Here is a 17,561-nt window from a genome sequence, read left to right as displayed (position 1 = left end):
CCGGAACGCCCCATCCGCGCTCCCCCCTGCCTTGGGACCGCGCCCGGCATCCGGGAACGGGAAAGGCAGCCGAGACGAAGCGAGCGCAGCAAGCGCTGGGGTCTCCCCGGGCCCTACGGGCTCAGGGGACGCGCCTGGCACCGCCCAGCCCCCCCGAGGGGCGGACGACGCCCCTTCGGAGTCACTCGTCTAGGCTCGTCACCCTCAGCTGAACCATGGGGGCAGAATGGAGCCGCTGCGCCAGGACGATCCACGGCACCCGGGCCGCTACCGCCCCGTCGGCGGGATCGACGCGGCGGACACCGGGGTCCCCGTGCCCGTGCGGCGCCTCGTCGCGCGCATGCCCGGGGGCGACCACACGCTGCTGCTCACCCTGCCCCGGCCGGAGCTGGCCGGGGACGGCGCGTACGGGCAGCGGTTCGTGGCAGAGGCCGAGCAGGCCCGGCGGCTGGGCGGGTTCGCCCCCGCGCTGGAGCAGCTCGTGGAGGTCTTCGCGGGCGCCCCCGGCGAACCGCCCTGGCACGCCTCGCCCTACGCACCCGCGGTGCCGCTGCCCGGCGCGCTGGCCGCGCACGGCCGAGGCCTCGGCGAACGTACGGTGCGTGCGCTCGGCCTGGAGCTGGCCGGGACCCTTGCCGCCCTGCACGTGCAGGGCGTCGCGCACGCCGGAGTGGCCCCCGGCACCGTCCTGCTGGGGGCGGACGGGCCCAGGCTCACCGGCTTCGGCAGCGTACGGGCCCTCGCCCCGGAGGGCCGGGACCGCCGGGCCGTGGCCGGGCTGCCGCCGGAGGCGCTGCCCCCCGAGCAGCTCTCGGGCGGACGGCCGCGCCCGCCCGGCGACGTGTACGGGCTCGGCGCCGTGCTGGCGTACGCGGCGACGGGGCGCCTGGCGCCGGACGTCTCGGGGCTGCCCATGGGTCTGCGGGAGACGGTCGGCTCCTGTCTGGCCGCCGATCCGGCGGACCGGCCGCAGGCCTCGGCGGTGCGGGACGCGCTGCGCGCGGGCCTCGCCGCGCCGGTCCCGCCGGGCCCTCCCGCCGGGCCCGCTCCGCCCGTGCCGGCGCCGGTCACGACGCTGGACGGGGGCGCCGACGCGTTCGGCCCCGGCTGGCTGCCGGGCCGGGTGATCGCGGCGCTCGCCCGGCAGTCCGCCAGGGCGCTGGCCGCGCCGGGGGACAGACGCTGAGCCGCGCCCGCCCCCACCGCCCCCTCACCGTGGACTGCTGACCCGATGCCCTCTTCTCCCGCCCCCCGCACCCCCCTCGCGCTCCCGCTCGCCTACGACGATCCGCACCAGCTCGGCCCGTACCGGCTGATCGCCCGGCTCGGCAGCGGCGGCATGGGCACCGTCTACCTCGGGCGGGACGCCGGCGGGCGCACGGTCGCGCTCAAGACGACGCACGCACGGCTGGCCGCCTCCCCCGAATTCCGTATCCGCTTCCGGCTGGAGACGGACGCGGCGCGTGTCCTGGGGGGGCGTCACGGGGCCGAGGTCGTCGACGCCGACCCGCTCGCGCCCACCCCGTGGCTGGCGACCGAGTACGTGCTCGGCCCCGCGCTGGACGCGGCCGTCGAGCAGTGCGGGCCGCTACCCGAGGCGGCCGTACGGGCGCTGGGGGCCGCGCTGTGCGAGGCGCTGGGGCAGCTGCACAGCTCGGATGTCGTGCACCGGGACCTGAAGCCGTCGAACATCCTTCTCTCCGCCTCGGGCCCCAAGGTCATCGACCTCGGCATCGCGCGCGCGATCGGCGACGAACGGCTGACCCGCACGGGAGCGGCGGCGGGAACCCCGGCCTACATGTCGCCCGAGCAGGCCACGGGCGGCGAACACACCGCCGCGGGCGACGTCTTCGCGCTCGCCGGGGTGCTGGTCTTCGCGCTGACGGGGCGCGGCCCCTTCGGCGGGGGTCAGGCGGCCGACCTGCTCTACCGGGTGCGGTACGGCGAGCCGGACCTGGCCGGCGTACCGGACGCGCTGCGGCCCGCGCTGGAGCGGGCGCTGCGCAAGGAGCCGCACCACCGGCCGGGCACGGCGGAGCTGGCGGCGCAGCTGTCCGGCGGCCCCGGCGATCCTCGCGACCCGCGCGGTCCTCACGGCCCCGGCGGCGCCGAGTTCGCCGACCACCTCCCGGCCGCCCTGCTGGCCCGGATCGCCTGGCACGCCGGTGCCGTCTGGCAGATCGCCCCGCAGCGCGCGGCCCCGCCGGCGGGCGTGTACGACGCGGGCGCACACGGCTCAGGCGCGTACGGCTCAGGCGCGGCCCCGGGCGGTGCGGGCGGACCGACGGGGGCGCCGCGGGAGCCGGGGCGGCCCTCGCGGCGCCGGGTGCTGACGTGGGCGGGCGGTTCCGTGTTCGGGGCCTCCGCCGTGGCCGGGGGCGCCTGGGCGTGGTCCGGCAGGGGCGGCTCCGCAGGTGCGTCCGGACCGGCGGCCTCGCCCTCGCGCGGGGCGGGCGGGGGGCCGCGGCCCGTGTGGCAGGCGCCGACCCTGAACACCCAGGACGAGTACGACCTGCCGCCGATCGCGGCGGGCGGTCTGCTGCTGAGCATGGACAAGAAGGGCCTGGTGGCGTTCGATGCCAAGGGCGGGGAGCGGCGCTGGGGCAACCCGGACCTCCACGCGCAGCAGCTCAGCACCGACGGACAGACGATTCACGTACTCCTTCCCGAGCCCGCAGGGCGGAAAGGGGGCAAGCGGAAGGGCGGTGGCGCGGGGGTGGCCGTCTGCACGCTGGACCCCGGTTCGGGCTCCGTGGGGGAAACCCTCGGCACCCTCCCCGACTTCGACGGCAGGCCGAAGCGCGAGGGCGGCTTCGGCGCGCCCACCGTCCAGCCGCTCCGCACGAGCGGGCACGTGCTCTACCTGGCGGCGCGGACCCGCGAGGCGAACGCCTCCTCCCAGGAGATCACCAAGGGCTGGTACGTCCTTGCCTTCGACCTGCGCGCGGGCCGGGAGCTGTGGCGCGCACCGCTCGCGGACTACGAGTACGGCTCCACGCACGCCCAGACCAGCGGCTACCTGGCCGCCCGCAGCGGCGACCGGCTGCTGCTCACCCGGGTGGCCGACGGCGAGGACCGGGACGACCTCAGCCGCTACGTGACGCTGGCGCGGGACACCCGTACGGGCCGGAAGCTGTGGGAGGGCACCCGCCTGCCGCTCGGCGCCACCCGCGACGGCGCCGCCTCGCTCGCGCCGATCCCCACCGACCGCAGGCACCTCTACCTGAGTTCCCGGCAGCTCGCCGCGTTCCGCCTCTCGGACGGGAAGAGGGCGTGGGCGTTCTCCAGCGCACGGGCCGACCGGGTGGAGGAGGACGAGCAGGGGCACCTCGTGGCACTCTACGGTCCGCCGTCCGTGCGGGACGGCGTGGTGTACGCGACCGAGCGTGGCCAGGGCCTGATCGCCGTCGACGCCGCTGACGGGCGGCTGCTGTGGCGGGAGGAGCGCCGCCCCGGACACCGGCCCTCGGTCGGCTTCGTGCCGCTCGTCGGGGAGCGCTACGTCTACACCCTGGTGGTCGACAAGCGGGAGCGCACGTACCTCAGCGCGGTCGACCGCGAAACCCACCGCTCCGACTGGACGTTCACGATGGGCGGCCTGGACGGAGCGGGTACGAGCCTCGTCCTGGACGAGGGGTCGGGCCGGATCGTCGGCTCCACGCTGCTGGGCACGTACGCCATTCCCCTGGAGTGACCGGCGCGCCACCAGGCACCGCCCCCGGACGGCGTCCGGACAGCGCCTGGACAGCGTCCGGCGAAAGCAACGGCAGGAGAAGAAGGACCAGATGAACCCCCTCGGCTACGGCGACCCCCTGCGGCTCGGCCCCTACCGCCTCATCGGCGTGCTCGGCGAGGGCGGGATGGGGAAGGTCTACCTCGGACGCGACGGCTCCGGCCGTACGGCCGCCGTCAAGGTGCTCCACCCCGAACTCGCCCAGGACGCGCAGATGTCGCAGCGCTTCGTGCGGGAGGCGGAGGCGGCGCAGGCCGTGCGGAGCAAGGGCGTGGCGCGCGTGCTGTCCGTGGAGACCGAGAGCGGCAGGCCTTTCATCGCGGCGGAGTTCCTGGCCGGTCCGACGCTCGACGAGGCGGTGCTGCACTACGGCGCGCTCCAGGAGCCCTACGTGCGGGCGCTGGGTGCGGCGCTCGCCGGCACGCTCGGCGACATCCACGCGGCGGGCCTGGTGCACCGCGATCTCAAGCCGTCCAACATCGTGCTGACTGCGGCCGGACCGCGCGTCATCGACTTCGGCATCGCACGCCCCGAGCACGGGCTGACCCTGACCACCACCGGACAGACCCCCGTCACGCCGGGCTACGGCGCGCCCGAGCAGGTGCTCGGGCAGCGCACCGGGCCGCCCGGCGACGTCTTCGCGCTGGGCACGGTCCTCGTCTACGCTTCGACCGGCTCGCCCGCCTACTCGGGCGGTCACGCGGCGGCCGTGCAGTACGAGGTGGTGCACGGGCAGCCCCGGCTGGACGCGCTGCCGCCCGCGCTGCGGCAGCTGATCGAACCGTGCCTGGCCAAGGACCCCGCGCAGCGCCCCCTCCCCGCCCAGGTCGCCTCGGCCATGGCGGCACCGCGCGGCGCGCACAAGCTGTGGAAGGAGGGCCCGGTGGCCGAGGAGATCGGCCGGTCCGAGGCGCGGGTGCGGGAGTTGGCGGCCTTCCCCGAGGTGGAGACGGGTACCGCCACGACGCTCAGCGGCGCCGCCCCGCGCGGCGGCGGCCCGTCCCGCAGGCGCGTGCTCACCGGGGTGGCCGCGGGGGTGACCGTGCTCGCGGCGGCGGGTGGCGCGGGCGCCTGGTGGTTGCGGCGCGAGGAGACTCCGCCGCGCGCCCATCCCTGGGACGCGGACCCGCTCGCCGAGGGCGACTACGAGAAGGGCAAGGCGCCCGACCCGCTGTGGGGCCCCAAGAAGGTGTCGGCGAGCGGGGGCCGCCTGCTCGTCGTCCGGGACACGGTCATCCTCGACAGCCAGTCCCCGGACCTCATCGCCTACGACGTCGCCACGGGGAAGCGCAAGTGGATGGTGAAGGGCGTCGGCTGGCCGGCGGTCTACGTACCGAAGCTCGACCTCATCCTCGCCTCCAGCCTGGACACGCTCCACGGCATCTCGCCCCGCACCGGCAAACAGCTCTGGAAGCACGATGTGGGCATCGTGGGCAAACTCGCCGTGGCCGGCGACGTGTACTACTACGACGACCTCTCCAGCAACTGGTCCACCGGCGACCCCGGCAAGGTGGTGGCCCTCCGCCTCAGGAAGCGCGGAGCGCCGGAAGAACTGTGGCAGAAGCGGATGCCGTTCGACTTCGAAGCCGACGACATCGAAGCCGCCGCGGGCGGCGGCCGGCTGGTGCTCGCCGCAGGGGAGTACGGGGTCGTCGCGCTGGACACGGAGGACGGCGGCAAGGTGTGGAAGGTCCCGGCGAAGTCCGGCAGCGCGTGGACCCCGTACATCACCGGCGACTCCGTCTGCCTGGGCGGCGAGTCGCTGCGCTCCTTCCGGCTCAGCGACGGTGACCCCGGCTGGTCGGTGCCCGCGTCGACCAACGCGGGGCTGTTCGTGGGGACCGCCGACGAGGACCACCTCTACCTCGTCGCCGACAGCCAACTGCGCTGCCACAGCGTCAAGGACGGCTCCAAGAAGTGGACGCGCGAGCTGGCGAACGCCATCGCCGGGATGCCCGTCCTCTCGGGCGACACGGTCTGGGTCTCGTCCTCGCAGCAGGCGGAGGGGGTGCGGGCCTTCCGCAAGGACACCGGGGAACCGCTGTGGACCCGCCACGAGAAGGGACGGCCCGGGCAAGGCGGTTGGGCCCTGGCGGGCGCGGGAAACCGCATGTTCACGTGGCGCGACGGGAGACTCACGGCGATGCCGGTCGTCTGACCGCGCGCTTGCGCTGGCGGCGCGTATGCCTGGCCGCGCCTGCCCGCCTGGCAGGGTGTGTGCCCGGCGGCGCGTCTGCTCAGTGGTGCGCTGGCCGGCCGCGCGCGTCTGCCCGGGGCAGGTGCGGTGGGAGGCTTTCGGCGGCGCCGGTCGTCCGGCCGCGCGCGCCTGGCGGGGCGGCTGTCGGGCCGCCTCCCGCCAGGCACGGGCCCGTCCGCGCGCCCGCCGCGCGCACACGCGGTGCCGTTCAGCCGTGTCCGCCCCACCGCTGCGAGCACTCCCGGGCGGCGGCGCGTACCAGTGACGCCACTTCCCCGGCGTGCTCCAGCGACATGCGCTCCACGGGTGCCGAGACGCTGATCGCGCTCGTCACGGCTCCCGTCGCGTCGAAGATCGGCGCCGCCACGCAGCGCACCCCCGCCTCGTTCTCCACGTCGTCGATGGCCCAGCCCCGGGCCCGGATCTGCGCCAACTCGGCGCGCAGCGCGCCGCCTTCGGTGAGGGTGTTCTCCAGCCGGGCGGGCATCCCGGCCGCGATCACCACGTCGACCATGGCCTCCTCGGCGTGCGCCAGCATGGCCTTGCCGACGCTGGTGCAGTACGCCGGCTGCGTGCTGCCGATGCGTGACGCCATGCGTACCGCGAGCGGGCTGTCGACCTTGTCGACGTAGACCACGTGCGGGAAGTCCTGGGTGACCAGGTGCACGGTCTCCCGGGTCGCTTCCGAGAGGCGCTCCAGTACGTCGTGCATGTCCCGGTGCGGGTCGGCCCCGGCGAGGTACGCCTGGCCCAGCTGGGCGTTGCGCCAGCCGAGCCGGTAGGTGCCGCCGGGCAGCGTCTGGACGAGGTGGGCCTCGACGAGCGGCTGGATCAGCCGCAGCGTCGTGGGCTTGCTCAGGTCCAGGTGCGCGGCGAGTTGGCTGAGGGTGTATCCGCGGCCCTCGCATTCGTCGCCGAGTCTGAGGAGTATCCCCAACGCCCGGCGTACGGAGGCGGAGTTGTTGCGTGCGCCGGGGGTGGGTGCCAGCTGGTCGGTCAAGACAGGTCTCCTCGTCGAGTGGGGTGTCGGCCGTGGTGTAACCCGGGCGGCTGTCGCGGAGCACTCGCTCTCCGCTGTGCGCCGCCTGGTCGTCGCTGGAGGCTTCGGGGGGCACGGGGCGACGCACCGGCCAGTGTGGTGCGATCCGCGCGGAGCCGGGGGAGGACCGGGTGCTTCCTCATCACAGCATCCTCCCGGTTCTGCCCAGCCCCTTGTGTCATATGCCGTAGGCATTATAGTCACCGCCATGCAATGCAAAGCGATGTGTTGCATTGCAAAACCCACTGCACAATCCACTGCACAATCCGTGCTCGTGAACTGCGCTCCCTGAGCGCCGGCGAAGTGAGGACCGTATGCCCCCAGCGCGCCGACGTGGCACCGCCGCGGTTGTTCTCTGCCTCGCGGCCGCCCTTGTCTTCTCGGCCTGCTCCGCCCCCGTGGCCAAGAGCGCGCGGCCGGACGGCCTGGTGGTGGCCGAGACCACACCCCCGAGCACGCTGGACCCGCAGGGTTCCAGCATGTTCGCGGACCGATTCGCCTGGCAGCTCTCCTATGAGTGCCTCTACACCACGACCGCCGACGGCCGGGTCGAGCCCGCCCTGGCCACCGGCTACGAGAAGTCCGCGGACGGCCTGAAGTACACCTTCACGCTGCGCGAGGACGTCCGCTTCCACAACGGCGCCGAGATGACCGCGGACGACGTCGTCTTCTCCTTCGACCGGCTGAGCAACAGCCCGGACGGCATCGACAAGGAGGTCTTCCCGATGCTGGACAAGGTGGAGAAGGCCGCCGCCGACAAGGTCACCTTCACCCTCAAGAAGCCGGACGCGGGCTTCGTCAACAACATGGCCAACCCTCTGGTGTGGGGCTGCGCGATCATGAGCGAGAAGGCCGCCGACGAGGCCAACCCGGCGATCACCATGGTCGGGACCGGCCCCTGGAAGCAGACGGAGTACCGCGCCAACAGCAAGCTCCAGCTCGAGCGCAACGGGGGCTACTGGGGAAAGAAGGCCGCCGCGCCCGCGCTCTCGGTGCTCTACATCCCCAACGTCGCCACCCAGGTGGCCAACCTCCAGGCCGACAAGATCGACCTGATGTTCCCCGACTCGGCCAGCGCCGACGCGGTGCGCGACGACCCCGACGTGACGCTGCGCGAGGCCAAGACCGACTCGACGCTCTTCCTCCAGGTCAACAACCTGCGCAAGCCGTTCGACAACCAGCTCGTCCGGCAGGCACTCGCCCTGGCCATCGACCGCCAGGAGCTGGCGGACGGCGCCTACCAGGGAGACGCACGTCCCAGCGGCTACGTCCCGTCGGCGGAATGGGCACCGGAGGTCAAGGACCTGCCCTTCTACCAGCCGGACATCCCGCGGGCCAAGAAACTGCTGCGCGAGGCCGGATTCCCGCGCGGGTTCTCCACCACGCTGATGTACATCAGCGGATACGACCCGGGCACCGACAACATGATGGCCCTGCTCCAGGACCAGCTCGCCCGCGTCGGGATCAAGGTCAAGCTGCTGCCCAAGGAACAGGCGGCCTGGAGCGCCAAGCTGGGCGGCCCGGACTACGCCCTGTCGTGGAACGCGCAGTCCTACTACCCCAACCCGCTCCAGTACGTCCTGCCCGCCGAGGGGCGGCAGGGGCCGACCCCGAAGTCGTTGCAGAAGCTGATCGACGAGGCCCGGAGCGCCGGCAGCCAGTCCGCTTACTACGACAAGCTGACCGAGATCTCCCGGCACGAGGCGACGCTCGTCTACCCGACCGTCACGCTGCTCGCCAGCAACATGTTCGCCGCCTACCGCGACACGCTCGCCAAGGTGTCGGTGCCGCCGAGCCAGAGCCGCGCCTTCCTGGCCGGTGTAACGAAGGAGCAGCGGCGATGACGACCGCACACCCCGCCCCCGACATGTCTCCCGGTGGCGCCGGCCTGTCCGTGCGCGACCTGACCATCAGCTACCAGCGCGACGGCCGCCTCCACGTCGCCGCCGACAAGGTCAGCTTCGACCTGCCCGCCGGAGGACGCCTCGGCCTCGTCGGCGAGTCCGGCTCCGGCAAGTCGACGCTGGCGTCGGCGGTGCTCCGTACCCTCCCCGACAACGCGACCGTCTCCGCGGGGGAGATCTCCTTCGGCGGCAGCGACCTGCTCGGCCTCGACGCGGACGGGCTGCGCACCATCCGCTCGACCCGGATCGCACGGGTACCGCAGGACCCCCTGGCGAGCCTCAACCCGGTGTTCACCATCGGCAGGCAGCTCACCGACGTCGTACGCGCCCACCACCGTACGTCCAAGGCCGAGGCGATCGGCATCGCCGAGGAGGTCCTCCGCCAGGTCGGCCTGCCCGATGTCGAGGTGAAGCGCCGGAGCTTCCCGCACGAACTCTCCGGCGGCATGCGGCAACGCGTGATCATCGCGATGGCGCTGATCAACCGGCCGCAGCTGCTCATAGCCGACGAGCCCACGACCGCACTCGACGTCACCGTGCAGGCCCAGATCGTCGAGCTGCTGCGCGAGCGCGTCACCGCCGCGCACATGTCGCTGCTGCTCATCACGCACGACATCGGCGTCGTCAGCGAACTGTGCACCCAGGTGGCGGTGATGTACCGCGGCCGGATCGTCGAACAGGGACCGGCCGAGGACGTCCTCACCAACCCACAGCACACCTACACCGCCTCGCTGCTCGCCGCCGCACGCGGCGACGCCACGGAGCACCGCACCCAGCCAGGGGAGGCCGCATGACCAGCACCACGACGGCCGAGGCCACCCGCCTCGTGCTGCGGGCCGAGGACGTACGCAAGTACTTCAAGGTCCGCCGGGCCAAGCTGCGCGGTCCCCGCGCCTACGTACACGCCGTCGACTCCGTCAGCCTGACGCTCGACGCGGGCCGGACCCTGGGCATCGTCGGCGAGTCGGGATGCGGCAAGTCCACCCTGGGCCGGGTGATCGTCGGGCTCGAAGCACCCGACGCGGGCACGGTCCACGTCGGTGGCGACGCCACCGCTGCGGGCACCCCCGGCGCCCGCGGCGTCGTCCAGGCCGTCTTCCAGGACCCGGCCAGCGCGCTGGACCCGCGGATGACCGTCCGGCAGAGCATCGCCGAGGCGCTCCCGGGCGTGGACCGGGCGGCGCGCGACCGGCGCGTCGCCGAGGTGCTCGAAGAGGTCGGCCTCGCCGAGGAGTACGCCGGCCGCTACCCCCACGAGCTGTCCGGCGGCCAGCAGCAGCGGGTCTGCATCGCCCGCGCGATCGTCGGCGATCCGGAACTGATCCTGCTGGATGAGGCGGTCACCTCGCTGGACGCCTCCTTGCAGGCGCAGGTGCTCGGCCTCCTGGAGCGCCTCCAGGAACGCACGGGCGTCGCGTACGTGTTCATCTCGCACGACCTGCGGGCCGTGCGCCGCTTCAGCGACCAGGTCGCGGTGATGTACCTGGGGCAGCTCGTCGAACTCGCACCGGCCCGCGACTTCGACACCGGGCTGCTCCACCCCTACTCGGTGGCCCTGCGGTCCACCGAACCCCGCCTCCCCGACGACACCGGGGAGCGCACACCGCGGATCGTGCTGGAGGGCGAGCCGCCCAGCGCCGTCGATCCGCCGCCAGGCTGCCGGTTCGCCGCGCGCTGCCCGGTGGTCGAGCCCCGCTGCCGTACGGAGTTGCCCGCGCTGGTGGAGGAGAGACCAGGTCACCTCGTCCGCTGCGTCAAGCCCGGTGCCCTCACTCCGGCCGTCCCCGTCGAAGGTGAGTGAGGCGAACCCATGGTTCTCTACTCGATACGCAAGCTGACCGGGGCGATCGCGGTCCTCCTGGCCCTCTCCGCGCTGGTCTTCATGGCCGGCCGCGCCCTCGCCCCCGGCGACCCGGCGCAGCTGATCGCGGGCCCGAAAGCGTCCCCCGAGACGGTCGAGAACATCAGGCAGTCCCTGGGGTTCGACCGTCCGCTCGTCACCCAGTACCTGGACTGGCTGGGCAGCGCCCTGCGCGGCGATCTGGGCACCTCGCCCTTCTCCGGCCAGGCCAACCGCGACGTCATCGCCCAGCAGGCACCCGTCTCGTTCCAGCTGGCGCTGTTCGGCCTGCTCGTCGCCGTCGCCATCGGCATACCCGCCGGCGTGTACGCCGCCACCCGCGCCAAGCAGGCACGGGTGTGGGCGGTACGGCTGCCGCTGCTGATCGCCTTCGCCTTCCCGGCGTTCGTCTCCGGCTCCTTCGCGCTCTACGTCGCCACGCACTACCTCCCGAACCTGTACTCGCCGAACTACATCCCGGTCAGTGACGGTCTGCTCGCCAACGCGCAGATGATGCTGCTCCCCGTCCTGGCTGTGGGCATCCCCACCGCTCCGCTCATCATGCAGATGACCCGGTCCGCCATGCTGGAAGTGCTCGCCACGCCGTACATCTCGACGGCGCGCACCAACGGCATCGCCGAATGGCGCGTCACCTACGTGTACGCGCTCCGGGCCGCCATGCCCCCCGTACTCACCCTCATCGGCATGATCTTCGGGCTGCTGGTCGGCGGACTCTTCATCGTCGAACAGATCTTCAGCCTGCCCGGCCTCGGCCGCGGCATCCTCGACTCCCTCGAACTCCGCGACTTCAGCCAGGCCACCGGCCAGGCCCTGGTGCTCGCCACCGCGTTCATCCTGGGCAACCTGCTCGTGGACCTGATGCTCCCGCTCGTCGACCGCCGAATCACTCGTTCCTAAGGGGACCGCCATGACGTCAACTCCGGCCCCGCCGCCGGCCCCGGCCACGTCGGCCCCCGCCGCGCCCGGCCCGTCGAAGGACACCGAGAACACCCCGCGCAGACGCCGGCGCTGGCCGATCCGCGGAGTCTTCGCCAACATCGCCCTCGCCGTCCTCCTCCTCTACGTGCTCGCCGCGATCTTCGGACCGCAGCTCGCGCCCTACGCGCCGAACGAGCTGAACACCGGTCCGCAGCTCCAAGGACCCTCGGCCGACCACTGGCTCGGCACCGACGCCCTCGGCCGCGACCAGTTCTCCCGGGTGATCGCCGCCGCCCGCCCCGCCATCGAGGCCGCCCTGATCGCGGTGCTGTTCGCGATCGTGGTGGGCACCGCCATCGGGACCGCCGCGGGCTTCCTGCGCGGGGTCACCGACGGCGTACTGTCCCGCATCACCGACCTGCTCTTCGCGATCCCCGAGTACCTCCTGGCGATCCTGGTGCTCGCGATCCTGGGCAGCGGCATGGTCAACGCGGCGTTCGCCATCGGCCTCGTCATCATCCCGCGCTTCGCCCGCATCGCCCGGGGAGCCACCATCGAGGTCGCCGGACGCAGCTACGTCGACGCGGCCCGGCTGTGCGGACGCGGCAGGTGGTGGATCATGCGCCGCCACATCCTGCCGAACATCAGCTCACCGCTGATCATCATGACCGCCATCAACCTCTCCACGGCCGAAGGCGCCTACGCGGCGCTCAGCTTCCTCGGCTTCGGCGTCGCGCCACCGGACGCCGACTTCGGCAACATGATCGCGGGCGCACAGCAGTACATGCTCACCCAGCCCTGGCTGGCGGCCTACCCTGCCCTCTTCTTCGTGGCGCTCGTCCTCGCGTTCAACCTGCTCGGCGACGCCCTGCGGGACCAGCTCGACCCCCGCAGCCGTACCGGCGCCGGTGCCTGACCCAGGGTGGCATCCCCCTCCCCCCGACAAGGAGTTCCTGTGACCGACCTGCACCACCGGCTCGACACCGCCGTCCCCGAACTGCTCGCGGAGCACCGCATCCCCGGCGCCGCGGTGGGGATCGCGCTAGACGGCCGTACCTGGACGACCGGCTACGGCGTCACCAGCGTCGCGCACCCCCTCGCCGTCGACCCGGACACCCTCTTCCAGGTGGGGTCGATCTCCAAGACGCTGCTCGGCGCCGTCATCGGCCGGCTGCTGGAGCGGGGCGTCCTGGAACTCGACGCACCCCTCGCCCCGCTCTTCGACGCGGACTCCGGCATCGACAAGCGGATCACCCTGCGCCACACCATCACCCACACCTCCGGCACCGACGCGCAGAACATGATCGCCGACGCGCCCCGCATCCTCGCCGACCACGCCGACGACAGCATCCAGGCGTCCCTGCGGCACTTCACCGGCCAACCGCTGATGTTCGAGCCCGGCAGCGACTTCACCTACAGCGGCCCGGGCATCATGCTGGCCGCCGCCGCCGTCGAGCGCGCCACCGGACGCCGCTACGGCGACCTCCTGCGCGAGCTGGTGATCGAACCGGCCGGGATGGCCCTCACCTGCACCTCGGCCGACGAGGCGATCTTCCACCGGGTGGCCGCGCCGCACGGCCGCGGCGCCGACCGTTCTGCCGAACTCCTGGTCGACGGCGGCTGGCAGCGGCACTGGCAGCTGCCCGGCTGGGACGTACCCGGCGGCGGGGTCGTCTCCTGCGCCACCGACCTCCTGCGGTACGCCGCCTGGTCGGTCTCCGACGCCGCCCCGGAACGCCTCTTCGAGACCCTCGCCAGCCAGGGCATCGCGGGCCACGACATCGGCCTGGGCTGGCACCTTGCGGAGACCGGCGGCCACCGCACCCTCTCGCACAGCGGCCTGACCATCGGCTACGCCTCGCGGCTCGTACTCGTACCGTCGGCCGGACTGGCGTACACGATCCTGACCAACTCCCTGCACGGCGGGGAGATCGTGGGCGAACTGGAGCAGCTGATCCTGGACGCGGCAGGCGTCGACACCACGCCGCAGAGCGCGCAGCCGGTGCCCGCCGAACTCGCCGAGGCGCTGCGGGGGACGTACGACTGCGGGTTCTACGGCACCGTCTCGGTCGTCCCGGGCGCCCGCTCCGGCGAGCTGGCGCTCGTCGCGGACGGGGCGCGCGGCGAGGAGGGCCAGTACGTGATCGAACTGAAGGGCGCCGACCGGGTGGCGCTCGCCGGGCCCGACTCACTGGTCACGCTGTCCGAGGACGGGACACCGGGCTCCCTCGTCGGCTTCGTCCGCGACGGCGACGGCCCCGTCACGGCCCTCCGCTACCACGGCCGCCTCGACCGCCGCCTCACCTGAACCGGGCCGGGGCGGCGCAGCCTTGCGGACGCGAACGTGCCTGGGCAGGCGTCCAGTTCACCACTCGCGGGGGCTGCGCTAGCCTGGCCCGATGAGTTGACCAGCGAGCGTTTTGTCGCATTCCCGGGAAGCGAACGAAACCAGCCTCCCGGCCGGATAAACCCCCAGGTCATCCAGCCTGCTCCCCGCGCACGCGGGGATGGACCCCGCCGCTGCGCAGCCATCAGGCCCGCGTGCGTCTGCTCCCCGCGCACGCGGGGATGGACCCCACCCGGTATGCCACCGGGTATCCGGGGTGAACTGCTCCCCGCGCACGCGGGGATGGACCCATGCAGAAACCCCGCGTGGCGGGGTTCAGGGGCTGCTCCCCGCGCACGCGGGGATGGACCCGACCGCCAGCTCGCCGCCACCCGCTACGCCGGCTGCTCCCCGCGCACGCGGGGATGGACCCAGCGCACGGTGCAGGTCCTCGTCACTCGCGTCCTGCTCCCCGCGCACGCGGGGATGACCCCAAGCACTGCAAGGGAGAGGAGCTGAAGAAGATCTGCTCCTCGCGCACGCGGGGATGGGCCGGCTCAGGTGCTTGGGCCGGTTCCTGAGCGCGTTCCTTCTGGGCATGGACGTACGGCGCTCGCCCTGAGCGGGTGTCCGGCTACATACGCGAGAAGGGACGGCTCACGGCTCGCGTGCATCGTCGGGGGCCCTGTACTCATTCCGTAGCGTGGCCAGTGCGTGGTCAAGGATGTCGTTCAGTTCGGGCTCCATCTGGACTGCGGCCTCGGCCCCGAGTCGGCGGATGAACTCGGTCTTCATGCTCGCCCGCAGGGGAGCCTCCAGCGTGTGCCACAGCTCGTTCGGTGGCAGGTTCGCGAACGGCCACTACTGGCACTCCGCGAATCCAGTACGGTCTGCACCGCGTCGCGCAGGTGATTGACCAGATCCGCCCGGAGATCTTCCGCCAACATCCGGCGCGTCGCGGGATCTTGGAGGATCTTCCTTAAGCGCCGTCGCTGTAACCACCCCATGCAGAGCCCCCCAAGAGCCGTCTGCGCGTTCGTGTCAGTCAGATTCAACCGCAGGGGGCAGACGTGCGCCAGGGAGCGAATCCGCCCGGCAGGCTACCGACATCACCGTCCACGCTCGGCAGGGATTCCTTCGCCCTCCCCGAGCCGCTCGGCGGAGCGCGCCCGCTGCGCGATTCGGGCGCGCGAGGAGGCCGCCCTCGTACGGCTCACGCGCTGAGCGGTGCGCTAGCCTAGCCCGATGAGTTCTCCAGCGAGCGTTTTGTCGCATTCTCGGGAAGTGAACGAAACCAGGCTCCCGGCCGGATAAACCCGCAGGTCATCCAGCCTGCTCCCCGCGCACGCGGGGATGGACCCCCCGGCGATGAAATCCTTCATGGACTTGCTGACTGCTCCCCGCGCACGCGGGGATGGACCCATGCGGGTGCTGGTGCAGCGGGGCCCGGACTGCTGCTCCCCGCGCACGCGGGGATGGACCCACGGTGATTTTCCAGGGGGAAGACATGGACTGCTGCTCCCCGCGCACGCGGGGATGGACCCTTGATGGGGGCTGTAGCACCGGTGGCGGGCTACTGCTCCCCGCGCACGCGGGGATGGACCCGATGAACCGCGCGTCGGAGAGCGCCAGCAGTTCTGCTCCCCGCGCACGCGGGGATGGACCCACCGGCACCTACCCGGAGACGATCGGCCGCCACTGCTCCCCGCGCACGCGGGGATGGTCCCGGGAATAGCGCCAGGCGGCGGGCGTCGGCCTGCTGCTCCCCGCGTGTGCGGGGATGGGCCTTCGTCAAGCGACGCTGAGCACTACCTACAGGAAGCCGCTCCCCAGTAGGCACCCACGCAGGTCAGAACATGATCAAGGCGTTGTCGGCAAGATTGGGGGATCTTGGTCTATGCCGCTCCGCTCAGCAAAACGGCCCCCGCCGTGGCGGGAGCCGTCGTCTTCGCGTACGCGCTCGGAGCGTCAGGCAGCAGGGTGTGCTCCGCCCTTGACCGCCGAGACAAACGACGTCCAGGCCGACGCCGGGAAGACCAGCGTAGGGCCGTGCGGGCACTTCGAGTCACGCACCGGGAGGATGCCAGCGAACCCATCGGCCACTTCAAGGCATTCCCCACCATTGCTGCCGCTGTGGGTGCTCTTGCGCCACACTGCGTTAGGGATGTGGTTGTCGGTCATGGGTGCGAATCCTTCAGGATCGAATCGATGAGCGGGGCCGACGCTTCGGGCGGCAGCGCCGTTGCCTTCAGCAGATCATATGCATTATCTGCCGCGCGGACATCGTCCGGTTCTGCCAACACGTAACCCCTGGGAAACCCGTCTACGTGCACGACGTCAGACCCTTCACTGAACGACAGCATGCCGAACGGGCTGCTCGAAGCGTGATACGACGTGATGGTCTGCGGCACTATCTGCACGACATGCGGCGGAGTCTCGGCCAAGTCGCGCAGCCGTTCAAGCTGACCCCGCATCACCTCGGCTCCACCGACTGCTCGCCTCAGCACACTCTCTTCAAGGACGAGCCACAGCCTGGGCGGAACCTCACGCGACAGAATCCGCTGACGTTCCATGCGAAGCGTCACCAAGTCCTCCAGGTTCCGGGGGCGGCCTGTGCGCAGAACAGCGCGCGCGTAGTGCTCTGTCTGGACGAGGCCCGGCACGAGCTGCGGGTGGAACATATGGATGGAGGTTGCTACGCCTTCCAACTCCACATACTTCCGGAACCATGGAGGGAACGCGTACTTCAGGACGAGTGGCCAGAGTCGAACGAAGCGGCCGTTGCCGTGCGGAAACAGGCGGTCACATACTTCGGCGAAGTGCAGAGGCGGCACTCTTTGCCCGCTCTCGATCTTCGCGACGAGCGAGTACCCGCAAGCAGCTTCCTTGCCGAACTGCTTGCGCGACAACCCCAGCTGCTCGCGTTCTAGCTTCACCTCGGCACCGAAGTGGGCAAGGTGCGAGGCCGCCGGATCAGCCGGATCTGCGAAAGCCGTTTCGACACTCACTTCTGAACTCCGATCAAGCCTTGAACTTGTTCTTGGACACCCGGAGTTGTCCAACGTGACCCCCTGTCAAGACTACGCGGGCGAGCCGATCCTGTGACTGACACATCACGACGTGAAGTGGGCACACAGAACCCCCGCGACCGTGCGACCGGTCCGGGGGCGTGGCCCGAGCCTGAGTGAGAGGGACGGACATGTTCGAGAGTATCCGGCGTGCCGCAGTGCGGGTGAGAGGGTTTCTGGCTTCGCCGTCGAGGGGGCGGCATCGTGCGGGTGGTGTGCCTGTCGTACGGCCTTGCGTGCCGTTGCCGTTGCCGACTCCCCGCCGTCATCTTCCCGATGACACGGTGATTGATGCGGATGCGTTGCCGATGGTGCGGCCGTATGTGGCTGCGTGGGAGCGGCGGGGGCGGCGTCGTGTGCTGGTTCTCGCGGTGGGGGGCGTCGATTTGGGGCCGGAGGTCATCCGCGGTGTGCGGGTGGGGGTCGCGTCGTGAGCGGGGTGCGGCTGCGTGCTGCGGCGGTGTGCTGCCGGTGTGCGCGGCCGATGTGTGCGGGGGTTGTGGTGGCGCGGGTGG

12 protein-coding genes and 2 CRISPR repeat arrays are annotated in these 17,561 nt (G+C 72.0%); of the genes, 9 read left to right on the top strand and 3 right to left on the bottom strand.

Translation table 11 applies throughout. The features are described from left to right. The first annotated feature begins 226 nt into the window (after positions 1-226). From H299_RS0121405 to H299_RS0121395, 3 genes are all read left to right on the top strand, one after another. Entirely contained in the window at positions 227-1,186 is a 960-nt protein-coding gene (locus H299_RS0121405) for a hypothetical protein (protein WP_027750070.1), read from the top strand. A 45-nt stretch (positions 1,187-1,231) separates the two neighbouring features. Further along, positions 1,232-3,694, top strand: coding sequence for a protein kinase domain-containing protein (locus H299_RS35435; protein ID WP_051262697.1), 2,463 nt, complete (start codon positions 1,232-1,234; stop codon positions 3,692-3,694). A 91-nt stretch (positions 3,695-3,785) separates the two neighbouring features. Continuing rightward, the gene (locus H299_RS0121395; RefSeq protein WP_027750069.1) at positions 3,786-5,891 is read left to right on the top strand and encodes a protein kinase domain-containing protein; all 2,106 of its coding nucleotides are present in this window, start codon (positions 3,786-3,788) and stop codon (positions 5,889-5,891) included. A 247-nt stretch (positions 5,892-6,138) separates the two neighbouring features. Here the strand turns inward: H299_RS0121395 and H299_RS0121390 are convergent, their stop codons facing one another. Beyond that, the gene (locus tag H299_RS0121390; protein ID WP_027750068.1) at positions 6,139-6,930 is read right to left on the bottom strand and encodes an IclR family transcriptional regulator; all 792 of its coding nucleotides are present in this window, start codon (positions 6,928-6,930) and stop codon (positions 6,139-6,141) included. Positions 6,931-7,367: 437 nt separating this feature from the next. Here H299_RS0121390 and H299_RS0121385 point away from each other — a divergent pair, with 437 nt between their 5' ends. The 6 genes from H299_RS0121385 to H299_RS0121360 are packed head-to-tail and all read left to right on the top strand — an operon-like array spanning position 7,368 to position 13,960. Then, positions 7,368-8,813: an ABC transporter substrate-binding protein gene (locus H299_RS0121385; RefSeq protein WP_027750067.1), complete on the top strand. Its 1,446-nt coding sequence runs from the start codon at positions 7,368-7,370 to the stop codon at positions 8,811-8,813. Further along, the gene (locus tag H299_RS35430; protein WP_051262696.1) at positions 8,810-9,667 is read left to right on the top strand and encodes an ABC transporter ATP-binding protein; all 858 of its coding nucleotides are present in this window, start codon (positions 8,810-8,812) and stop codon (positions 9,665-9,667) included. Before H299_RS0121385 ends, H299_RS35430 begins: the two co-directional genes overlap by 4 nt. Next, positions 9,664-10,674 carry an ABC transporter ATP-binding protein gene (locus H299_RS35425; protein WP_051262695.1) on the top strand — a complete coding sequence of 337 codons (1,011 nt, stop codon included), beginning with the start codon at positions 9,664-9,666 and terminating at the stop codon, positions 10,672-10,674. Before H299_RS35430 ends, H299_RS35425 begins: the two co-directional genes overlap by 4 nt. A 9-nt stretch (positions 10,675-10,683) precedes the next feature. Further along, positions 10,684-11,631 carry an ABC transporter permease gene (locus H299_RS0121370; RefSeq protein ID WP_027750066.1) on the top strand — a complete coding sequence of 316 codons (948 nt, stop codon included), beginning with the start codon at positions 10,684-10,686 and terminating at the stop codon, positions 11,629-11,631. A gap of 10 nt (positions 11,632-11,641) precedes the next feature. Then, a complete protein-coding gene (locus H299_RS35420) occupies positions 11,642-12,568 on the top strand; it encodes an ABC transporter permease (RefSeq protein ID WP_037759952.1) in 927 nt (308 codons plus the stop codon). A 39-nt stretch (positions 12,569-12,607) separates the two neighbouring features. Next, the gene (locus H299_RS0121360; protein ID WP_027750065.1) at positions 12,608-13,960 is read left to right on the top strand and encodes a serine hydrolase domain-containing protein; all 1,353 of its coding nucleotides are present in this window, start codon (positions 12,608-12,610) and stop codon (positions 13,958-13,960) included. A 178-nt stretch (positions 13,961-14,138) separates the two neighbouring features. Continuing rightward, positions 14,139-14,533: a CRISPR direct-repeat array (repeat unit 29 nt; unit sequence CTGCTCCCCGCGCACGCGGGGATGGACCC). A gap of 776 nt (positions 14,534-15,309) precedes the next feature. Then, positions 15,310-15,766: a CRISPR direct-repeat array (repeat unit 29 nt; unit sequence CTGCTCCCCGCGCACGCGGGGATGGACCC). A gap of 180 nt (positions 15,767-15,946) precedes the next feature. On the opposite strand, the gene H299_RS38515 is transcribed toward H299_RS0121360, so the two are convergent. Together H299_RS38515 and H299_RS0121345 are read right to left on the bottom strand one after the other, a co-directional pair. Then, positions 15,947-16,159 carry a DUF397 domain-containing protein gene (locus H299_RS38515; protein WP_078512917.1) on the bottom strand — a complete coding sequence of 71 codons (213 nt, stop codon included), beginning with the start codon at positions 16,157-16,159 and terminating at the stop codon, positions 15,947-15,949. Further along, a complete protein-coding gene (locus H299_RS0121345) occupies positions 16,156-16,986 on the bottom strand; it encodes a Scr1 family TA system antitoxin-like transcriptional regulator (protein ID WP_027750064.1) in 831 nt (276 codons plus the stop codon). The genes H299_RS38515 and H299_RS0121345 overlap by 4 nt, the downstream gene beginning before the upstream one ends. Positions 16,987-17,561: the final 575 nt, after the last annotated feature.

It is taken from the genome of Streptomyces sp. CNH287 (assembly GCF_000424825.1).
This window is presented reverse-complemented; position numbering and strand designations above follow the sequence as displayed.